The 19312-nt window shown below is 72.9% G+C and carries 23 protein-coding genes; 11 read left to right on the top strand and 12 right to left on the bottom strand.

Annotated features, from left to right (window positions below; genetic code table 11):
- Positions 1–41: 41 nt before the first annotated feature.
- Positions 42–1268 (top strand): radical SAM family heme chaperone HemW, encoded by a 1227-nt coding sequence (hemW, locus tag BLT76_RS17935; protein WP_090859322.1) that lies wholly within the window; start codon positions 42–44, stop codon positions 1266–1268.
- Positions 1269–1286: 18 nt separating this feature from the next.
- On the top strand, positions 1287–1775 hold the full coding sequence (locus tag BLT76_RS17930; protein WP_090859320.1) for a TM2 domain-containing protein: 489 nt from the start codon (positions 1287–1289) through the stop codon (positions 1773–1775).
- Between the two features lie 121 nt (positions 1776–1896).
- On the opposite strand, the gene BLT76_RS17925 is transcribed toward BLT76_RS17930, so the two are convergent.
- Genes BLT76_RS17925 through BLT76_RS17910 form a run of 4 tightly spaced genes read right to left on the bottom strand, consistent with a single transcriptional unit; the run spans position 1897 to position 4620 of the window.
- The gene (locus BLT76_RS17925; protein WP_090859318.1) at positions 1897–2748 is read right to left on the bottom strand and encodes a DUF3097 domain-containing protein; all 852 of its coding nucleotides are present in this window, start codon (positions 2746–2748) and stop codon (positions 1897–1899) included.
- 50 nt (positions 2749–2798) lie between these two features.
- Entirely contained in the window at positions 2799–2981 is a 183-nt protein-coding gene (locus BLT76_RS17920; protein WP_090859316.1) for a hypothetical protein, read from the bottom strand.
- 17 nt (positions 2982–2998) lie between these two features.
- A complete protein-coding gene (locus tag BLT76_RS17915; RefSeq protein ID WP_090859314.1) occupies positions 2999–3859 on the bottom strand; it encodes an MBL fold metallo-hydrolase in 861 nt (286 codons plus the stop codon).
- 23 nt (positions 3860–3882) lie between these two features.
- Positions 3883–4620, bottom strand: coding sequence for a hypothetical protein (locus tag BLT76_RS17910; protein WP_090859312.1), 738 nt, complete (start codon positions 4618–4620; stop codon positions 3883–3885).
- 156 nt (positions 4621–4776) lie between these two features.
- Between BLT76_RS17910 and hrcA the strand changes: the two genes are divergently transcribed.
- Genes hrcA through BLT76_RS17895 form a run of 3 tightly spaced genes read left to right on the top strand, consistent with a single transcriptional unit; the run spans position 4777 to position 7770 of the window.
- A complete protein-coding gene (gene hrcA, locus BLT76_RS17905) occupies positions 4777–5790 on the top strand; it encodes a heat-inducible transcriptional repressor HrcA (RefSeq protein ID WP_090859311.1) in 1014 nt (337 codons plus the stop codon).
- 50 nt (positions 5791–5840) lie between these two features.
- A complete protein-coding gene (dnaJ, locus tag BLT76_RS17900) occupies positions 5841–7019 on the top strand; it encodes a molecular chaperone DnaJ (protein WP_090859309.1) in 1179 nt (392 codons plus the stop codon).
- A 10-nt stretch (positions 7020–7029) separates the two neighbouring features.
- The gene (locus tag BLT76_RS17895) at positions 7030–7770 is read left to right on the top strand and encodes a 16S rRNA (uracil(1498)-N(3))-methyltransferase (RefSeq protein ID WP_090859307.1); all 741 of its coding nucleotides are present in this window, start codon (positions 7030–7032) and stop codon (positions 7768–7770) included.
- On the opposite strand, the gene BLT76_RS17890 is transcribed toward BLT76_RS17895, so the two are convergent.
- The 4 genes from BLT76_RS17890 to BLT76_RS17875 are packed head-to-tail and all read right to left on the bottom strand — an operon-like array spanning position 7767 to position 11179.
- Complete coding sequence (locus BLT76_RS17890) at positions 7767–8813, bottom strand: winged helix DNA-binding domain-containing protein (protein WP_090859306.1); 1047 nt, start codon at positions 8811–8813, stop codon at positions 7767–7769. The genes BLT76_RS17895 and BLT76_RS17890 overlap by 4 nt on opposite strands.
- Positions 8814–8819: 6 nt before the next feature.
- Positions 8820–9731 carry a Gmad2 immunoglobulin-like domain-containing protein gene (locus tag BLT76_RS17885; RefSeq protein ID WP_090859305.1) on the bottom strand — a complete coding sequence of 304 codons (912 nt, stop codon included), beginning with the start codon at positions 9729–9731 and terminating at the stop codon, positions 8820–8822.
- Between the two features lie 39 nt (positions 9732–9770).
- Positions 9771–10664 carry a Gmad2 immunoglobulin-like domain-containing protein gene (locus BLT76_RS17880; protein ID WP_090859302.1) on the bottom strand — a complete coding sequence of 298 codons (894 nt, stop codon included), beginning with the start codon at positions 10662–10664 and terminating at the stop codon, positions 9771–9773.
- On the bottom strand, positions 10664–11179 hold the full coding sequence (locus BLT76_RS17875) for a SigE family RNA polymerase sigma factor (protein ID WP_244509465.1): 516 nt from the start codon (positions 11177–11179) through the stop codon (positions 10664–10666). The genes BLT76_RS17880 and BLT76_RS17875 overlap by 1 nt, the downstream gene beginning before the upstream one ends.
- A 64-nt stretch (positions 11180–11243) precedes the next feature.
- Here BLT76_RS17875 and BLT76_RS17870 point away from each other — a divergent pair, with 64 nt between their 5' ends.
- Positions 11244–11582 (top strand): HIT domain-containing protein, encoded by a 339-nt coding sequence (locus BLT76_RS17870; RefSeq protein ID WP_090859298.1) that lies wholly within the window; start codon positions 11244–11246, stop codon positions 11580–11582.
- Entirely contained in the window at positions 11579–12805 is a 1227-nt protein-coding gene (locus tag BLT76_RS17865) for a hypothetical protein (protein WP_090859619.1), read from the top strand. The genes BLT76_RS17870 and BLT76_RS17865 overlap by 4 nt, the downstream gene beginning before the upstream one ends.
- A 15-nt stretch (positions 12806–12820) precedes the next feature.
- On the opposite strand, the gene BLT76_RS17860 is transcribed toward BLT76_RS17865, so the two are convergent.
- The 3 genes from BLT76_RS17860 to BLT76_RS17850 form a co-directional block, all read right to left on the bottom strand.
- On the bottom strand, positions 12821–13321 hold the full coding sequence (locus BLT76_RS17860) for a hypothetical protein (RefSeq protein ID WP_211753046.1): 501 nt from the start codon (positions 13319–13321) through the stop codon (positions 12821–12823).
- Positions 13322–13414: 93 nt separating this feature from the next.
- The gene (locus BLT76_RS17855) at positions 13415–14668 is read right to left on the bottom strand and encodes an HNH endonuclease signature motif containing protein (RefSeq protein ID WP_090859294.1); all 1254 of its coding nucleotides are present in this window, start codon (positions 14666–14668) and stop codon (positions 13415–13417) included.
- Between the two features lie 375 nt (positions 14669–15043).
- Positions 15044–15325, bottom strand: coding sequence for a hypothetical protein (locus BLT76_RS17850; protein ID WP_090859292.1), 282 nt, complete (start codon positions 15323–15325; stop codon positions 15044–15046).
- Positions 15326–15445: 120 nt separating this feature from the next.
- Here BLT76_RS17850 and BLT76_RS17845 point away from each other — a divergent pair, with 120 nt between their 5' ends.
- The 4 genes from BLT76_RS17845 to BLT76_RS17830 are packed head-to-tail and all read left to right on the top strand — an operon-like array spanning position 15446 to position 18612.
- A complete protein-coding gene (locus tag BLT76_RS17845) occupies positions 15446–16480 on the top strand; it encodes a PhoH family protein (protein ID WP_090859290.1) in 1035 nt (344 codons plus the stop codon).
- Positions 16477–16929: an rRNA maturation RNase YbeY gene (ybeY, locus tag BLT76_RS17840; RefSeq protein WP_090859288.1), complete on the top strand. Its 453-nt coding sequence runs from the start codon at positions 16477–16479 to the stop codon at positions 16927–16929. Before BLT76_RS17845 ends, ybeY begins: the two co-directional genes overlap by 4 nt.
- Positions 16926–18266 (top strand): hemolysin family protein, encoded by a 1341-nt coding sequence (locus BLT76_RS17835; protein ID WP_090859286.1) that lies wholly within the window; start codon positions 16926–16928, stop codon positions 18264–18266. The genes ybeY and BLT76_RS17835 overlap by 4 nt, the downstream gene beginning before the upstream one ends.
- Positions 18259–18612, top strand: coding sequence for a cytidine/deoxycytidylate deaminase family protein (locus BLT76_RS17830; RefSeq protein ID WP_090859284.1), 354 nt, complete (start codon positions 18259–18261; stop codon positions 18610–18612). The genes BLT76_RS17835 and BLT76_RS17830 overlap by 8 nt, the downstream gene beginning before the upstream one ends.
- Here the strand turns inward: BLT76_RS17830 and BLT76_RS17825 are convergent.
- A complete protein-coding gene (locus BLT76_RS17825) occupies positions 18590–19231 on the bottom strand; it encodes a hypothetical protein (protein WP_090859282.1) in 642 nt (213 codons plus the stop codon). The genes BLT76_RS17830 and BLT76_RS17825 overlap by 23 nt on opposite strands.
- Positions 19232–19312 lie beyond the last annotated feature (81 nt).

Here is a 19312-nt window from a genome sequence, read left to right as displayed (position 1 = left end):
GCGATTGCCGGGGTGCGCGTCCGCCGGGGGATGATGGGCGGGTGCCTTCCGCCCTGCCCGCGGGCGACCCCGTCCCCGCCGACGGGACGCTGCCCGAGACCGCGCTCGCGGAGCTCGGCCAGCGGTCGTTCGGCTTCTACGTCCACGTCCCGTTCTGCACGGTGCGCTGCGGCTACTGCGACTTCAACACCTACACCGCCGAGGAGCTCGGCCCGGTCGGCGGGGCGCCCGGCGCCTCCCGGGCGACGTACGCCGAGGCCGCCATCACGGAGGTACGACGGGCGCGGGCCGTGCTCGGCGACGTCGACCTCCCGGTCTCGACCGTCTTCTTCGGCGGCGGCACGCCCACCCTGCTGAGCGCGGCCGACCTCGGCTCGGTGGTCGCCGCGATCGCGGCCGAGTTCGGCCTGGCCGACGACGCCGAGGTGACGACCGAGTCCAACCCCGACAGCGTCGCGCTGTGGGACCTGGAGGAGCTGCGCGCGGTCGGCATCAACCGGCTCTCGTTCGGCATGCAGTCCTCGGTCGACCACGTGCTGAAGGTGCTGGACCGGACCCACGACCCGCTCCGGGTGCCCGCGGCGGTGCAGTGGGCGCGCCAGGCCGGCTTCGACAACGTCAGCCTCGACCTCATCTACGGCACGCCGGGGGAGAGCGTCGCGGACTGGGAGGCGTCGGTCGAGGCGGCCCTCGCGTGCGCGCCGGACCACGTCTCGGCGTACTCCCTCATCGTCGAGGACGGCACCGCCCTGGCCCGCCAGGTCCGCCGCGGCGAGCTGCCGATGCCCGACGAGGACGATCTCGCCGACAAGTACCAGCTCGCCGACGAGCGGTTCGAGGCCGCCGGCCTCGGCTGGTACGAGGTGTCGAACTGGTCGACCGGGCCGGCCACCCGGTGCCGCCACAACCTCCTCTACTGGACCGGCGCCGACTGGTGGGGTGTCGGCCCCGGCGCGCACTCGCACGTCGGCGGCGTCCGCTGGTGGAACGTCAAGCACCCGGCCGCGTACGCCGACCGGCTGGCCGCCGACCGCAGCCCCGCCCACGCCCGCGAGCTGCTCGGCCAGGAGGACCGCCGGGTCGAGCAGGTGCTCCTCGAGCTGCGGCTGCGCGACGGGCTGCCGGTGAACGTGCTCGACCGGGCCGGCCGGGCCGCGGTCGGGGGCCTGGTCGCCGACGGTCTGCTCACGATCGCGTCCGAGCGGCTGGTCCTCACCCCGCGGGGCCGGCTGCTCGCCGACGCGGTGGTCCGCGACCTGCTGCCCTGAGGGTCCTAGGGTGTGCGCATGACGCAGGGACCGGAGTACCCCAGCCCGCAGGACCCCTCGGGCGAGGAGCCCACCCAGCCCTACGGCGCGCGGCCCTACGGCCAGGAGCCCTACAGCCAGCAGCCGCCGCCTCCGTCACAGGAGTCGTGGGGTCAGCAGCCGCCCCCGCCGTACACGCAGGGCTACACCCAGCCGCAGCCCGGCTACCCGGCCTACCCCGGCTTCCCGGGCGCGCCGTACGGCGCCTCGCCCGCCGCGCCGTACGGCATCCACCCGACGACCGGCATCCCGTACTCCGAGAAGTCCAAGCTGGTCGCCGGGCTGCTGCAGATCCTGCTGCCGCTCGGCATCGGCCGTTTCTACATCGGCGACACCGGCATCGGCGTCGCGCAGTTGCTGGTCACGCTCTTCACCTGCGGCATCGGCTCGCTGTGGCCGATCATCGACGGCATCATCCTGCTGGCCTCGGACAGCAAGGACGCGCAGGGGCTGATGCTCCGCAGCTGATCTGTCTGCGAGATCAGATGGGTCTCGGTACGCCGGGTTCCGTCCTCGCGAGCTCGGTCGGAACCCGGCTACTCGACCTCCCCGCCTGCTCTCCGGCGTGACCGGCTCGTGCCTCGCCCGGTCACGCCGGAGAGGCGGTGACGAAGTCGATGAGCTCCTCGACGCGGCCGAGGAGGGCCGGGTCGAGGTCGTGGTACGACGAGACGCGGCCGAGGATCTGCTTCCAGGCGCGGGCGATGTCGGCCTGGTCGCGGTGCGGCCAGCCGAGGTGCTGGCAGACGCCCTTCTTCCACTCGATCGAGCGCGGGATGTCGGGCCAGCGCTCGAGGCCGACCCGCTCCGGCTTGACCGCGGCCCAGACGTCGATGAACGGGTGGCCGACGATCAGCACGTGCTTGCCGACCGGTGACTTCGCGACCGCCTGGGCGATCCGGCTCTCCTTGGAGCCGCGGACCAGGTGGTCGACGAGCACGCCGACCTTGCGGTCCGGGCCGGGGCGGAAGGCGCGGAGGTGCTCGGAGAGGTCGTCGACGCCGTCGAGGTACTCCACGACCACGCCCTCGACGCGCAGGTCGTCGCCCCACACCTTCTCGACCAGCTCGGCGTCGTGGCGACCCTCGACGAAGATCCGGCTGGCCCGGGCGACCCGGGCCTTCGCGTCGTGGACGGCGACCGAGCCGGACGCGGTGTGCGTCGGCTTCGCGGGGGCGCTCTGGCGCACCGGCGCCACCAGGATCACCGGGCGACCCTCGAGCAGGAAGCCGGCTCCGAGGGGGAAGGTGCGCCGCCGCGAGCGCCGGTCCTCGAGGGTCAGGGTGTGCAGGTCGCGGTCGACCGCGACGATCTCGCCCACCCAGTCGGTGGTGACCTCCTCGACCACGGCGCCGAGCTCGGCCGGCGCCTCGACGGCCCGCCCACGCTTGGGCGCGCGCCAGTCGCCGGAGAGGACGTCGGAGCCGTATCGATCTGCCACGTCATCACGCTAGGTCCCACCGCCGACAGTTGACGGCAGGCCGCGCCGGATCACTCGTCCTGTGACTCTTCCGACTCCTCCGAGGACTGGTCGGCCTGCTTGCCGCCGTCCAGCAGGCCCTCGACGGTCTCGCCGTCGTCGAGGCCCTCGGCCAGCGGGTTGTCGTCGGCCGGGACCAGGTCCTCGGGCAGCGCCTCGTCGGGGACCCCGGGCTCGTTCTCGTGCTCGCTCATGCCCCGGTGGTACCCGCTCAGGCCAGCGGCAGGCGCTTCCCGCTCCGGGGCAGCTGCTCGTAGCCCCGGCGTACGGCGTCGGCGAGCTCCTCGGTCGGGTAGGGCCACTGGGTCGCGGCCAGGGCCTGCTCGGCCGGCACACCCTGTGCGGCCAGGGTGCGGATGTTCTCGGCGACGATCCCGATCGCGTTGCGCTGCTCCTCGACGAAGTCGCGGTCCACGGGCGCACCGTGCCCCGGGACGACGACGCTGGCCGAGGTGGTCAGGCCCAGGACGATGTCGAGGGTCCACGGCCATTCCAGCGGGTAGCAGTCGCCCCCGAACCCCGGGACGGCGTGCCGCGCCGCCGACTCCTCGACCAGGTCGCCGGCGAGCAGCACGTCCGCGTCCGGGACCCGGACGACCAGGTCGCCGCCGGTGTGGCCACGTCCGGGGTGCACCAGCTCGACGAACCGGTCGCCGAGGTCGAGCGTGAGCGCCGAGGAGAAGGTGTGGTCGGCCGGCACGATCCGGGTCGCCAGCACCTCCTCGCGCTGCGGGTCGTCGCGGTCGGCGTCGTACAGGGCCCGGATCCGCTCGCCCGCGGCGACGGTGCCGGCCGCGGCGGTCTCGTGGGCGTGGATCGGGACGGCGCCGTACGACGTCCGGAACTCGTCGTTGCCGAAGGTGTGGTCGAAGTGCTCGTGGGTGTTGACGATGCCCACGACGGGGCCCACGCCGAGCCGGCGTACGTCCTCGACGACCTCCCGCGCGGCGAGGCCGGAGGCGTGCGTGTCGACGACCAGCAGTCCGTCGGCACCGCCGACGAGGGTCACGTTGACGTCGAACCAGGTGTAGCGCGCGACCCAGATCCGGTCCGCGACCTCGGTGAAGGGCACGCCTGCAGGCTAGGCCACCGGGGTCAGCAGAGCCCGGCGTGCAGCTCGCGGCGCAGCATCTCGCCCAGCTCCGCCGTGCTGCGGGCGGTGCGGGGGAACTCGATGTCGGTGAGGTGGGCGCCGTCGACGTCGATCCACCGCACCTGGACGCTGGCGGGGGAGAGGTCGGCGAGCGCCACCCCGACCAGCCGGGACATCGGGATGCCGGTCGTCGTGGAGACGGCCCGGCGCAGCTCCTCCTGGTGGCAGGTGTTGGCGTGCTCGACCGAGCGCTGCAGGTAGCCGCGGTTGAGGTGGTGGGACGGGGAGCGGAAGTGCTCGAGCGGGACCCGGTGCTGCTGGTCGGGACGGTCGTCGCCCGTCGGCGTGGGCCGGGTCAGCAGTGCGAAGTTAAGCTCCAGGACGACCACGTGGCGGGTCTCCTCGCAGCAGGCACAGTCCTCGACCCCACGCGTCTCGAGGCGACCGGCGAGGGTCAGCGTGACGGCCCGCTCGTCGGAGCCGGGGCCGCCGAGGCCGCTCTCGACCGTGATCAGGGCGCTGCGGTGGTGCTCGGCAGCGTCCGCGAGCTCGCTGCCCGGCGGGCAGGAGAACGTCGGGGTGCCGTGCACGTCCTGCATGCCGAGGGCGTCCTCGGCGAGCACGCTCGGGTGGCCGTCGACGACCAGGCTCACGCCGGCCGGGCACGCGAGGATGCTCCGGGCCTCGCCCGCGAGCTGGGCGGGGTCGAGCATCGGACGGGTGGTGGGATCCGCGGTCATGGCGCCTCCTGGTCAACTTAGGCAAGGCTAACCTACGCGATCGATCGGCGACGCGGAAGTCGGTGGTCCGGATCGCGAACCGTGCTCCGTCAAGGCCTGCTAGTAGAGTTGGCACTCCGGTCAATCGAGTGCCAGGCGGGCAGCGGAGGAGGCGAGATGCAGGAGGAGCGGCGGCTCGCGGTCCTGCGGGCGATCGTCGAGGACTACGTCGCCACCGAGGAGCCGGTCGGGTCCAAGGCGCTGGTCGAGCGGCACGGCCTCGGCGTCTCGCCGGCCACGGTCCGCAACGACATGGCCGCGCTCGAGGACGAGGGCTACATCACCCAGCCCCACACCAGCGCGGGCCGGGTGCCGACCGACAAAGGCTACCGGCTCTTCGTCGACCGGCTCTCCACGGTCAAGCCGATGAGCGCCGCCGAGAAGCGCGCGATCTCGACCTTCCTCGACGGCGCGGTCGACCTCGACGACGTCGTGCAGCGCTCGGTGCGGATGCTCTCCCAGCTGACCCGCCAGGTCGCGGTCGTGCAGTACCCCACGCTCTCCCGCTCGACCGTGCGCCACGTCGAGCTGGTCTCGCTCGCGCCCAACCGGCTGCTCGTCGTCCTCATCCTCAGCACCGGCCGCGTCGAGCAGCGCCTGGTCGAGCTCGACGCCGATCTCGCCGACGACGACCTGGCCGCGCTGCGCACCCGGATCAACCGGGCCGCCACCGGCGAGATCATCGCTGAGGCCGTGACCGCACTCCGGGCGGCCGTGCCCGAAATCGACGGCGGCGCGACGGCGGCGGTCGTCGACGTGCTCGTCGAGGCGATGCTCGACCACCGCTCCGACGGTCGGATCGCTGTCGGCGGCGCCGCCAACCTCGCCCGGTACGGCGACTCCTTCGACTCGGCCGTCCGTCCGCTGCTGGAGGCGCTGGAGGAGCACGTCGTGCTGCTGAAGCTCCTTGGCGAGGCGAGCACCGGCGGGATGGTCACCGTCCGGATCGGTGCCGAGGGGCCCTACGAGGAGCTGGCCTCCACCAGCGTGGTGGCCACCGGCTACGGCCCGCGCGACGACGCGCTGGCCACGCTGGGCATCGTCGGCCCGACCCGCATGGACTACCCGGGGACGATGGCCGCGGTGCGCGCGGTCGCCCGCTACGTCTCCCGCATCCTCGACGAGGGCTGACGCCCACCCCGCCGTACCCACCACCACCGAACCACCGATAGGAACCACCTGTGAGCCAGGACCCGTACGAGCTTCTCGGTGTCGCCCGCGACGCGGACGCCGACGCCATCAAGAAGGCCTACCGGCGCCTCGCCCGTCAACTGCACCCCGACGTCAACCCGGACCCCGAGACCCAGGAGAGGTTCAAGGAGGTCTCGCGGGCCTACGAGATCCTCTCGGACCCGCAGAAGCGGGCGGCCTTCGACCGCGGCGGCGACCCGTTCGGCGGCGGCGCCGGCGGCTTCGGCCAGGGAGCGGGCTTCTCCTTCACCGACATCATGGACGCGTTCTTCGGCGGCCAGGCCGGTCCCGGGGGCGCGGCCGGCGGGCGCGGTCCGCGGCCCCGCACCCGGCGCGGCCAGGACGCGCTGATCCGGCTCGAGGTCGAGCTGGCCGAGGCCGCGTTCGGCGTCACCCGCGAGCTGACCGTCGACACCGCCGTCCTCTGCAGCACCTGCCACGGCGAGGGCGCCGCACCCGGCACCCACGCGGTGCCGTGCGAGACCTGCCGCGGGCAGGGCGAGGTCGCCCACGTGCAGCGGTCGTTCCTCGGCGAGATCCGCACCCTGCGTCCGTGCGCGGCCTGCCGCGGGCTCGGCACGGTCATCCCCGAGCCGTGCCGCGAGTGCTCCGGTGACGGTCGGGTCCGCTCGCGTCGGTCGCTCACCGTCAAGATCCCGGCAGGCGTCGACACCGGCACCCGGGTCCAGCTCTCCGAGCAGGGCGAGGTCGGCCCCGGCGGCGGCCCGGCCGGAGACCTCTACGTCGAGATCCACGTCGCGGCCCACGACGTCTTCACCCGTCAGGGCAACGACCTCCACTGCACCGTCACCGTCCCCATGTCGGCGGCCGCGCTCGGCACCACGCTGACGCTGCCGACGCTGGAGGCCGACGTCGAGCAGGGCGGCGACTCGGGCGTCGAGACGACCTTCCCCCTCGACGTACGCCCCGGCACCCAGTCCGGCACCCAGCAGGTCCTGCGCGCGCGGGGCGTCCCCGGCCTGCGCGGCGGGCGCGGCGACCTGATCGTGACCATCGCGGTGGAGACGCCGACCAAGCTCGACCCGCGCCAGGAGGAGCTGCTGCGCGAGCTGGCGGCGATCCGCGGCGAGGAGGAGCCGACCGGTCAGCTGAAGCCCGGCTCCAAGTCGGTCTTCGGCCGGCTCCGGGACGCGTTCAACCAGCACTGATGTCGCGCTGATGTCCCTCCCCGTCCACCTGGTGCCGTCGTTGGACGGCGTCCGCGTCGGCTCGCTGGTGACGGTCGAGGGCGACGAGGCCCACCACGCCGTCGCCGTACGACGGCTGCGGGTCGGCGAGTCGGTCGTCCTCACCGACGGCCGCGGCACGTCCGTGGTCGGCGAGGTCGCCTCGACCGGCAAGCGGGTCTTCGCCGTGACCGCGACGACGGTCGACACCGCGCCGGCCCCGACGCCCGCGGTCACCGTCGTCCAGGCCCTGCCGAAGGGCGACCGCGGCGAGCTGGCCGTCGAGGTGCTGACCGAGGTCGGCGTGGCCCGGGTGGTGCCGTGGGCAGCCGCCCGCAGCGTCGCGGTGTGGAAGGGCGAGCGGGCCGAGAAGTCCCTCGCTCGCTGGCGCGCGACGGCCCGGGAGGCCGCCAAGCAGGCCCGGCGCTCCTGGTTCCCCGAGGTCGACCCGCTGGCCTCGACCGACGACGTCGTCGCGCTCGTCGGGCCGGCCGCGCTCGCGGTCGTGCTGCACGAGGAGGCCACGCTCCCGCTGGCCGCGCTGGAGGTCCCCGCCGAGGGGCCGTTGCTGGTCGTGGTGGGCCCGGAGGGCGGCCTCACCGACGACGAGGTCGCGGCGTTCGTGGCCGCCGGCGCGACCTCGGTCCGGCTCGGCGACGAGGTGCTGCGCACCTCCACCGCGGGGGTCGTCGCGGTCGCGGCGCTGCTCGCCCGCACTCCCCGCTGGGGCTAGGACCTCAGCAGCTCCTCGACCCGCGCCGACTCCTCGGCCAGCTCCGCCCGTTCGGCCCGGGTCAGCGTCCGCAGCGTCTCGATGACCACCACGCGTCCGTCCTCGACCCGCCACAGGCCCTCGAGCCAGCCGTCGACGAACAGCGAGTTCGCCGTACCGCCGTTGACGCCCATCCACGCCGTCCGCTTCTCCGGGTCGGTGACCCGGTCGCGCCGGGCGTGGGAGAGCCACACGTTGTCGTAGCAGCCCAGCAGCCGCACGGGGGCAGGGACGTCCTCGTCGGCGAGCACGCCGTCCGGGACGTCGTAGAGCGGCCGGCCGTCCTCGTCCTCGTGCCGGACCAGGTCGTCCATCGCCGCGAGGACCGGCCCGAGTCGCGTGATCGCCGACCAGGCCGTGACGTCGGCGGCCGACGCCGGTCCGAAGGCGCGCAGGTAGCGCCGCACGATCCCCGGTACGTCGGGCTCCGTGCCCGGACCGCCCAGCCAGCGGTCGGCGTACTGGTACACCACGCCGCCCGCCTGCTTCCAGCACCCCCGCGGCGGCAGCTGGACCAGAGGAGCGGCTACCCGGGCGACCTGCCCGAGGGCGGTCGCCGGCCGGTCGGCGAAGACCTCCGCGAGACGCTGGCCGATCGCCTTCTGCGGCAGCGGGCCCTCGGCCAGGATCGTCCGGAGCGCCGTGTCGAAGGTGGCCCGGTCGACGTCGGCCGCCCCGCGCACGTTCTGGCTGGAACGCAGCTCCTGCTCCATTCGCGGCTGCGTCCACGCGCGCAGCGGCTGTGCGTCCACGGCGCGGAGGAGGTGGATCGTCCCGCGCATGGTCAGCAGCCGCACCAGGCTGCGGTCCTCCAGCCCGCGGGTGACGTCCTCGGGGTCGAGGGTCCGCAGCCGCGCGTGCAGCGAGAGGTACGGCGGGAGGCTCTCCTGGGCCTGCAGTCCGACCAGGTGCCCGACCAGCTCCGCCACGCCCGCGTCGGTGCGGGCCAGCAGGTGCTGGCGGTGCAGCAGCGTGCGGTTCAGGCGCTGCCGGGAGAGCCTCACCGCGGGCTACTCGATCGTGATGGTCTTGGTGTCCTGCTGGGCCCCGGGGCCCTCCATGCCGCCCGACGGGTCGTCCGTGAGCGCGACGAAGGTGTACTCGCCGGGCTCCAGGCCGGACACGTCGACCTCGGTCTCCCAGGGGAACAGCTCGTCCATCCAGCCCTCGGCGGTCGCGAAGCCGTCGAGCACCTTCTCGTCGCCCTTCCGGATCTCCCACGGGACGTTCGCCTCGTAGGAGCTGGCGATGCCGCTGGCCGTGAAGGTGTCGCCGACCGTGGCGCCCTCCTCGGGCGAGGTCACGCTGACCAGGTTGAGGATGTCGATGTCGGGCTCGGCGGTCACGCCCTCCGCGGTGTCGACACCGAAAAGGGTGACGGGGGCGTCGTCGAGGTAGACGGTGACCGGCGCACGGTCCTGCTGGACGCCCTGCAGCGTGTAGACGAGCTGCTGGACGCCGAGGATCGCCTCGTCGGAGCCGTTCAGGCCGGCGGGGGCCACCCACGCGTCGTCGGCGAGGTCGACCCGGAACGCGCCGTCGGCGTACGTGACGGCCTGGAAGGAGCCCTCGGGGAACACCGAGCGGTAGTCGGGGTCGAGCGCGTCGCCGGCGGCCATCAGCGCTGCCGCCTCCTCGAGCGGGTTGTCGGAGGGGACCTTGCGGAACTCGCGGAACAGGCGCGGACCGGTGCCGGTGTCGCCGACGAAGTAGACCGGCACGGTCACCTCCTCGCCCGACCCACCGTCGTCGGTCGGCTCCGCGGAGTCGGCCGGCTCGGACGGGGCGGTGCTGCTGTCGGTGGGGTCGGAGGCCGCGGAGCTCGAGGAGCCGTCGTCCGATCCACAGCCGGCGAGGGCGGTCCCGAGGGCGGCGGTCATCGCCAGGGCGGCGACGCGGGTACGGCGGGGAAGCGCAGTCATGGCTCCATCCTCTGCTCTAGCGGCGTGAACACGTCGGACCTACTCCACCACGACGGTACGCGTGTCGACGTCGGGGCCGGGGCCCTCGCCGCCCGACTCGTCGGCCGTCCTGGCCACGAAGGTGTACTCGCCCGGCTCCAGCCCGGACACGTCGACGGCGGTCTCCCAGGGGTAGAGGCGGTCCAGCCAGCCCTCGGCCGTCGCGAAGCCGTCGCGCACGACCTCGTCGCCGCGCCGCAGCTCCCAGGGCACGGTCGCCTCGGGCGAGCTGGCCACGCCACGGGCGGTGAACGAGCCGCTCACCACCCGACCCTCGGTGGGGTCGCTGATGTTGACGTGGCTGAGGACGTCGAGGGCCGGTCGGGCGGTCACGGGCCGGTCGACAAGATCACCGTCCCGGAGGACGAGCTGCACCGGAGCCCGGGACTGCAGGGCGGCCTGGACCGTGTGGACGACCTGCTGGACGGACAGGTCGCCATCGGCCCCGCCGGGGGCGCCCGTGCCGAGCCGGACCACGATGGTCCCGTCGGTCAGCGTGACGTCGAGGAGGGATCCCGGCTGCCACGCCGTCCGGTAGTCGGGGTCGGACGGCTCCGCCTGCAGGAGGGCGAGGGCCGCTGCCCCCCGGTCGTCTCCGGGGACGCGGTCGAACTCGCGGAAGAGCCGGGCGCCGCGGGGTGTGTCGCCGACGAAGTAGACCGGCACCAGCACCGACGGGTCCGCTCCGGCGGCGACCTCGGGGTCGGAGGCCGGCCCGTCCGTCACGACGACCACCGCCGCGACCGTCGCGGCGGTCGTGAGCACGGCGGCGCCCACGGCGTACCGTCCCGGGCGGCGGGCCGGCCGCCGGGTCCGCGCCCGGATCTCGCCCAGCCGGTCGGCGGGCTCGACGTCGGCGACGGCGTCGTCGAGCAGCGCGTGCAGGTCGTCCATCACAGGTCCTTCTCGAGCAGGGAGCGGAGGGTGGCGGCGCCGCGGGAGGCGTGGCTCTTGACGGCCCCGGGGGAGATGCCGAGCGTGTCGGCGATCTCGGCCTCGCTCAGGTCCAGGTAGTAGCGCAGGGCCAGCACCTCGCGCTGCCGTCGGGGCAGGGCCCGCATCGCGTCGAGCACCCCCGCTCGACGGTCCCGGTCGAGGGCCGCTTCGTCGGCGCCCGGTACGACGGGAGGCTCCGGCGCCCGGGCGAGGTGCCGGGCGACCACCGTGCGGTGCCGCAACGCCGACCTCGAGCGATTCACCACGCTTTGGCGCAGGTAGGCGAGAGCGCGGTCGGGGTCGCGCAGCCGGGCCCAGCGGGCGTGCACCGCGACGAAGGCGTCCTGGACCACCTCCTCGGCGGTCGCGGTGTCGCGCACCAGCAGCACGGAGAGCCGCACGAGCCGCCGCCAGTGGGCGGCGTACAGCTGCTCGAGAGCCTCGTCCGCCGTCCACGCGGTCCGCTCGGTCACCACCGTCACGCTAGTGCGACGCGCGAACCGTCCCGGAGGTTTACGCTCGCCCGGGAGGAACTTCATGGACGACTGCCTGTTCTGCAAGATCGTGGCCGGTGAGATCCCGGCCGACACCGTGCACGTCACCGAGCGGACGGTCGCGTTCCGCGACATCAACGCCCAGGCGCCGACGCACGTGCTCGTGGTGCCGCGCGACCACTACGCGAACGCCGCCGAGCTCGCCGCGGGCGACCCGACCGCCAGTGCCGAGCTCGTCACGGCCGCCGCGGCGGTCGCCGCCGCCGAGGGGTACGACGACTACCGCCTCGTCTACAACACCGGAGCGGGCGCGGGGCAGAGCGTCTTCCACACCCACCTGCACGTCATCGCCGGACGGCCGCTGTCGTGGCCGCCCGGATGAGCCGGCTGCGCGTCCTCGCCGCGGCGGCCGCGCTGCTGCTGGCGACGGTCGCGTGCAGTGCCGACAGCGAGCCGGGGCTGCAGCCCGGCGACCCCGCGCCGTCCGAGCCCGGGACGTCCGCGGCTGCCGCGGAGCCGTCGGGGTCCGAGGCCGCCACCGCCCACGCCGCCCACGCGGCGAAGCCCGGGAAGCTCCAGCCTCTGCGGAAGGGCGAGCGCCGCCGGACGCTCACCATGCCGGCGGCGTACACGCCCGCCGCGCCCACGGGCGTCGGCACCGACGACTACCGCTGCTTCCTGCTCGACCCCCAGCTGAAGCGCGACTCCTGGCTGACCGGCACCAACGTGCTGCCCGGCAACCCCGACGTCGTCCACCACGTGATCCTGTTCCGGATCCTGCCGGAGGACGTCGCGAAGGCCGAGGCCAAGGACGCCGAGACCCCCGACGACCAGGGCTGGACCTGCTTCGGCGGCACTGCCCTGGAGGGCGAGTTCGCCCAGCTCGACGACGCCCCGTGGCTCGGAGCCTGGGCGCCCGGCGGCGACGAGGTCGTGACCCGCGACGGCTACGGCACCGACCTGCCGAAGGGCAGCCGGATCGTCATGCAGGTCCACTACAACCTGCTGGCCGGGTCCGAGCCCGACGTGTCGTCGACCCAGATCCGCACGATGCCGCGCACGCGCGACCTGACCGCGCTGCACACCTTCCTGATGCCGGCCCCGGTCGAGCTGCCCTGCCGGAAGGGGCGCGACGCCTCGCCGCTGTGCGAGCGTGACGCCGCGGTGGCGGACGCCAAGGAGCGGTTCGGCCAGGGACCGGGCTCGACCGCCGATCTCCTCTACTTCCTCTGCGGCGGCAAGCCGGTCGCGTCGCGCCGCAGCTCGTGCGTACGCCGGGTCCAGCAGCCGGTGACCGTCCTGGGCGCGGCGGGCCACATGCACCTGCTCGGCCAGCAGCTCCGCATCGAGACCAACCCCGGCACGCCCGAGGCACGGACGATCCTCGACATCCCGGTGTGGGACTTCGACGACCAGGGCTCACGGCCGATCGACCCGGTGCGCCTCGACACCTGGGACACGGTCAAGATCACCTGCACGCACGGTCAGCGGCTGCGCGACCGGCTGCCGGCCTTCGCGACCCAGCGCGAGGACAAGTACGTCGTCTGGGCCGACGGCACCACCGACGAGATGTGCCTCGGGATGCTCTCGGTCGCCTTCGGTTGAGCCGGGGCGTCCCTGTCAGTGGGTCAACGCCAGCTTGGCCCCGGTGACGCACGCCCCGACGAGCGCGAGCCCCACCCCGGCGAGCAGCGTGCGCATCGAGACGGCGGTGCCCCGGATCGCCCCGACGATCGGCCCCGTCGCCGCCAGCCGCAGCAGCACCCACCCCTCGGCGGCCAGCACGGCCAGGTGCCCGGGCAGCCCGCCTGCCCACGCGGCGGCCAGCACCACCGCGCACACCGCCCCCGCGGTCAGCACCGGCACCGAGTCCCGGACCTCGTCCACGAGCTGACGCGCCGTCAGCCGCTCGTCGCTGCGCACCCGCCGCCCCGCCGACTCGGCGAAGGCGTGTGCCACGAACGTCGCCACCGCCGCCCCCAGCACGATGAGCGCACTGCGCCCGATCTCGGCGTCCTCCCTGGTCAGCGGCACCAGGCTCGCGAGCGCGACCACGTTCCCGTAGACGAACGCCGTGACCCGGCTGGCGGCGTCCTCGCGGGACAGGGTGGGGGAGGGCATGGCCCGGACGCTAGGAGACGGCGTCATCCGTGGACCCGGAGACGGCTGTGCCGCGCCTGTGCACGTGCCCGTAGCCCTGCCGAGCGTGCTCGGTCAGGGCTGCGGGGTGGTGGTGCCGGTGTGGTCGCGTCGGAAGATCAGACCGTTGGGTGATCGCCAGATGAAGGTGGTGTCGTCGACCTTGTCGTAGCGCCATCTGGTGTGGGTCTTGGCGCGGTGATGTCGTCGGCACAGTGGTGCGATGTTGCAGTCGCACGTGGCGCCGCCGTTCGAGGCTGGGTCGCTGTGGTCGTGGTCGCACGATCTGGCCCTGCGTCGGCACCACGGGAACACGCAGGAGTGCTGGAGGAGGGCCTGGCGTTCCTTCAACCGGTCGGGGACCTCGTAGGCATCCACGTGCACGTGACCGGCCAGGTCGATGACCGGCTTGATCACGACCTGGCTGTCTCCGCTCTGACACCAGGACCGCACTTGCTCGACCGAGATCAGGGTGCGGGTGTTCTCGACGCGGGCGATGGCGGCGTCGGCGAGATGCACGTGCACGACGACCTGACGGGGCCGCTTCCGGTCGGGCTCGGCTTCGGCGTTCAGGTCGAGGGTGAGCTGGCGTCGGGCCAGGTCACCCACGGCGATGGAGCGGCGGGCGTCGAGTGACAGGCCGTCGGCGATGGTGCCGAGGTGGGTCGCACCGCGGGCGACCGCGTCCTCCAGGTCGAGTGCGTCGACCAGGTCCAGGGTGCCGCGGACCTCGACGTGACCGTCGTAGGAGACCTGCTGGGTCTCGATGTCGAAGTGCCGGACCTCTGCCGCGTCCCGGGCGCGCTGGGCGGCGGTCTCGGGGTCGAAGCGGACCCGGGCTTCTTCGATGGTCCGGTCGAGTTGGGCGATGGAGATCTTGTGCGCGGTCGCGGCGACGTGAAGGTCGACGAACTCGGCTCCGTCGAGTGGGAGGTCGATGGTCTCGGCCGCGATCCGGCGGGCCTTCCACACCGGGAGGTCCAACGACTGGACGCGTTCGTAGACCCTGGGGAGGCGGTGGGCGAGCTCGACGGCGTGGCCGAGGTAGATCCGCCCCGAGTCCGACGACAGGCCCAGTGCGGCGGAGAACTCCAGCACACTGAACTCCGCGATCAACGGTGCGCCGGGGCCGGCGATGGCCATCTCGTCCTCACAGCCCGGGATCCACACGGCTGCCGCATCTGACAGGGAGCCGGTGGAGTGCATCCCGGCCCAGGTGACCGCGGCGGCGAGCTGGTCGGCCTCGGCCTGCAACTGGACGGTGCGTCGGGCGCGGACGAAGGCGAGCACCGCGGTGGCAGTGTCGCAGTTGTCGAGGTCCCGAGCCATGTGCCCATGCTACTCGAACACATTGTCGAATGCCAGGGTTGTCAACAGCCTTGTTCGAACGGTCGACCCCAAGGAACCGAAAGCCAGAAGCAGCCTGGTGATGGCCCTTGATCACCGCGGACGGTGAGCCCCCTTCTTTCAGTAAATGTCTTTGAACCGGCCTGGTGCCCCGTGCAGACGCCACGGCAGAGACCGACTCGAACCAGGTCAGCGGCAGGGCTGCGGGGGTCTCGACGGGCGTTCAGGACTTCGTCCTTCACTGCTCGACCACCGGCGGAGACCACCGGTGGAGACCACCGGTGGAGACCGTCGGCGGAGACCGTCGTAGGGGAGCGTCGCCGGCGACCGCCATCCGGGGTCGTCGTACGTCCGTGCTCAGCCCGAGAAGTCGCGGATCAGCCGGAGGACGTAGAACACGACCGGCATGCCGAAGACCACGAGCATCGCCCAGGCGGTGACCTTGTGAAGTGGCTTGGTGGAGTCGAGGCGGCCGGCGAAGTCGAGGAGGGCGCCGTCGGGGACGGAGTGGTTCAGGCCCATCCGGCGGGCGTCCTCGGGGAGATGCTGACCCGCGAACCAGACCGGCGGGGTGTCGTCGTCGGGGCCGTGGTCCTCGTCGTCCCAGGCCGGTTCGGGGTGCTCGTCCGGCGCGGCCATGCGACCACCGTACGTGCCTGCCTCCGGTCCTGGCTGCAACTCGCTCGATGCGGGAGGAGCGCTCCCGTAGCATGGAGACGCTCCCAGACCCTTCCAGGAAGGCCGCCCGCCCGGGCATCCATGACTGACAGCCACCAGCACGGGGACCACCCGGCCCCCCGTTCCACGACCCGGCACACCGTGGTCGTCCCCACCAGCGTCAACATGGTGAGCCTGCTGGGTCCCGGCGACGAGCACCTCGGCATCATCGAGGGGGCCTTCGACGCCGAGATCCACGTGCGCGGGAACCGGATCTCCCTCAAGGGCGAGCCGGGCGAGGTCGCCCTCGCCGACCGCCTGCTCGACGAGCTGGTCGCCATCATCCGCACCGGTCAGGGCGTCACGTCCGAGACCGTCGAGCGGGTCATCACCATGCTCCGGGCCGAGACGACCGAGCGCCCGGCCGACGTGCTGAGCCTCAACATCCTGTCCAACCGTGGTCGTTCGATCCGGCCGAAGACGCTCAACCAGAAGCGGTACGTCGACTCCATCGACCAGCACACCATCACCTTCGGGATCGGCCCCGCCGGCACGGGCAAGACCTACCTGGCCGTCGCCAAGGCCGTGCAGGCGCTGCAGGGCAAGCAGGTCAACCGGATCATCCTGAGCCGCCCGGCGGTGGAGGCGGGGGAGCGGCTGGGCTTCCTGCCCGGCACCCTCACCGAGAAGATCGACCCCTACCTCCGGCCGCTGTACGACGCGCTGCACGACATGCTCGACCCCGAGCTGATCCCCAAGCTGATGGCGGCCGGGACGATCGAGGTCGCTCCGCTGGCCTTCCTGCGTGGGCGCTCGCTCAACGACTCGTTCATCATCCTCGACGAGGCGCAGAACACGACGCCCGAGCAGATGAAGATGTTCCTGACCCGGCTCGGCTTCGGCTCCAAGATCGTCGTCACCGGCGACGTGACCCAGACCGACCTGCCGAGCGGCCAGAAGTCCGGCCTGCGCGTCGTCGAGGGCATCCTCGACGAGGTCGGCGACATCTCGTTCAACCGGCTCACGAGCAGCGACGTCGTACGCCACCGGCTGGTCGGCAAGATCGTCGCGGCGTACGACGAGCACGACGCCCGCGCCGAGCGCGCCCAGGAGCGCCAGCAGGAGGCCCGCCCGTGAGCATCGAGGTGCTGGACGAGTCCGGCCACGACCTCGACGTGAAGCACCTCGCGTCGCTGAGCCGGTTCGTGATGGACCGGATGCGGGTCCACCCGCTGGCCGAGCTGTGCATCAAGGCCGTCGACGAGGCGACCATCGCCGAGCTCAACGAGCAGTGGATGGAGAAGGAGGGGCCGACCGACGTGCTCGCCTTCCCTATGGACGAGCTGCGGCCCGGACTGGTCGACGAGGAGCCCGAGGAGGGCGTGCTCGGCGACCTGGTCCTCTGCCCGGCCATCGCGGTCCAGCAGGGCGAGACCGCGGGCCACGGCACGCTGGCCGAGATCGAGCTGCTCACCACCCACGGCATCCTGCACCTGCTCGGCTACGACCACGCCGAGCCCGAGGAGCACGCCGAGATGTTCGGTCTCCAGGACCGGCTGCTCGCCGAGTGGCGGGCGGGGGAGTGAGCTCGGGCGATCTGTGGCTGCTGGTCTCAGCAGCCGCCCTCGTCGTGCTCGCCGGTGCCTTCTCGGCCGCGGAGGCCGCACTCGCGTCGTTCTCGCACGCCCGCGCCGAGGAGCTCGTGGCCGAGAAGCGGCCGGGGGCCAAGCGGCTGCTCGGCATCCTCGACGACGCCGCCCGCTACCTCAACACCGCACTGTTCCTCCGCCTGCTGTGCGAGATCTCCGCGATCGTGCTGGTCGCCCAGCTGGTCGACGAGGCGCTCGACGGTGAGTTCTGGGTCAGCACCCTGGTCGCCATCGGCGTGATGCTCGTCGTCTCCTTCGTGGTGATCGGCGTCGCGCCGCGCACCATGGGGCGCCAGCACAGCGAGACCATCGCGCTCTGGTCGGCCGGCCCGCTCACCCTGGTCACCCGGGTGCTCGGGCCGCTGCCGCGGCTGCTGATCCTGATCGGCAACGCGCTGACCCCGGGCCGCGGGTTCAGCCAGGGCCCGTTCTCGACCGAGACCGAGCTGCGCGAGCTGGTCGACCTCGCCGAGGCGTCGGCGCTCATCGAGTCCGGCGAGCGCAAGATGATCCACTCCGTCTTCGAGCTCGGCGACACCACGGTCCGCGAGGTGATGGTGCCGCGCAACGACGTCGTGTACGTCGAGCGGCACAAGAACCTGCGCCAGACGATGTCGCTCTTCCTGCGCAGCGGCTTCTCCCGCGTCCCCGTGGTCGGCGAGAACCTCGACAACATCGTCGGCTTCGCCTACCTCAAGGACATCGTCCGCCGCGACTTCGAGGCGCCCGACGCCGAGACCACCGAGCGGATCGAGTCGGTGATGCGGAGCGTGCACTGGGTGCCGGAGTCGAAGCCGGTCGACGCGCTGCTGCGCGAGATGCAGGCCCGCCGCCAGCACATCGCCGTCGTCGTCGACGAGTACGGCGGGACCGCCGGCATCATCACCATCGAGGACCTCCTGGAGGAGATCGTCGGGGAGATCACCGACGAGTACGACGAGGAGGAGATCGAGGTCGAGCAGCTGGTCGACGGCATCGTCCGGGTCTCCTCGCGCTACCCGGTCGACGACCTCGACGAGCTGTTCGGCTTCCAGGTCGAGGAGGAGGACGTCGACTCCGTCGGCGGCCTGATGGCCAAGCACCTGGGCCTGGTGCCGATCCCCGGCTCGGCGGTCGAGGCCCACGGCCTGCGGTTCGTCGCCGAGGACGCCGCCGGCCGTCGCAACAAGATCGGCACGGTGCTCATCGCCCGCGTGGAGACGCCCGACGACGAGAGCGACCCGGTGGACAGGAACGACAAGAACGACAAGAACGAGGACGACGCCGATGACTGAGACCACGGGCGAGCTCTCCGCGGAGGACCGCAAGCTCGTCACCCTGGCCCGCGCGACCCGCGCGCGCACCGGCGCGGCGGAGGGCGCCGCCGTCCGCGACGCCGACGGCCGGACCTACGCCGCCGCCACGGTCGACCTCCCGTCGCTGCAGGTGAGCGCCCTCGGCGTCTGCGTGGCGATGGCGGTCGCGTCCGGGGCGAAGGGTCTGGAGGCGGCGGTGGTGCTGACCGGTGTCGAGGCCGTCGCCGAGACCGACCTGGCCGCGCTGCGCGACCTCGCCGGCGCCGGCGTACCTGTGCATCTCGCCGACGCCCGCGGGACGGTCACCGGCTCGACGTCGAGCTGATCCGGGAGTCGCGGGCCCACCGCGAGCCCTCCCTCAGGACCCGTTCCGGGGCGGCCGGTGCGGGCCAGACCTGGATCAGGTGCCGGCTGGAGTAGACGTGGTACTCCTCGCCGTCGAACTCCTCCTCGGTCGCCGCCGCATCGAGTCCCGTCGCGCAGAGCCGGACGCGGTAGCTGCCGGCGGCGAGGGGGAGCGGGTCGCTCGTGGTCTCGAAGCTGCCCATCCGGAGCTCGTCGCCGTGGTGCTCGTAGGGAGCCTCGACCACGTCCTCGCACCACCGCGGCACCCGGGGCTCGGTCCGCCGTACGTCGAGGCGGACCGGCCAGAGGCCGTAGAGACCGGGGACCGAGATCCACAGGCCGGACCGGCCGCCCGACCACAGCAGGCGGTTGCCCGAGGGGCTCGTGACGCGCGGGTAGTCGGTCCCGAGCCACCACACGCCCTCCACGACGAGGAAGTCCTCCTCGAGGGACCGCGGTCCCTCGGGCGTCGTCACGTCCGTCGGCGCCTCGCGCACGACGGCACCGTCGTCGTGGGCGATGCCGCTTCCCGAGGAGTCGTCGCCGCAACCGGTGAGGGTCACGACGAGCCCGAGAGCCAGGAGAGCACGGAGCAGCATCCGCGCATCCTGCCGCACGGTGACCGCCGCCACGAACGACCACCCCTGCCGCCACCCGAAACCGGGTCGTCACCGGACAGG

This window comes from Nocardioides lianchengensis (assembly GCF_900101465.1).
Taxonomy (GTDB): Bacteria; Actinomycetota; Actinomycetes; order Propionibacteriales; family Nocardioidaceae; genus Nocardioides; species Nocardioides lianchengensis.
This window is presented reverse-complemented; position numbering and strand designations above follow the sequence as displayed.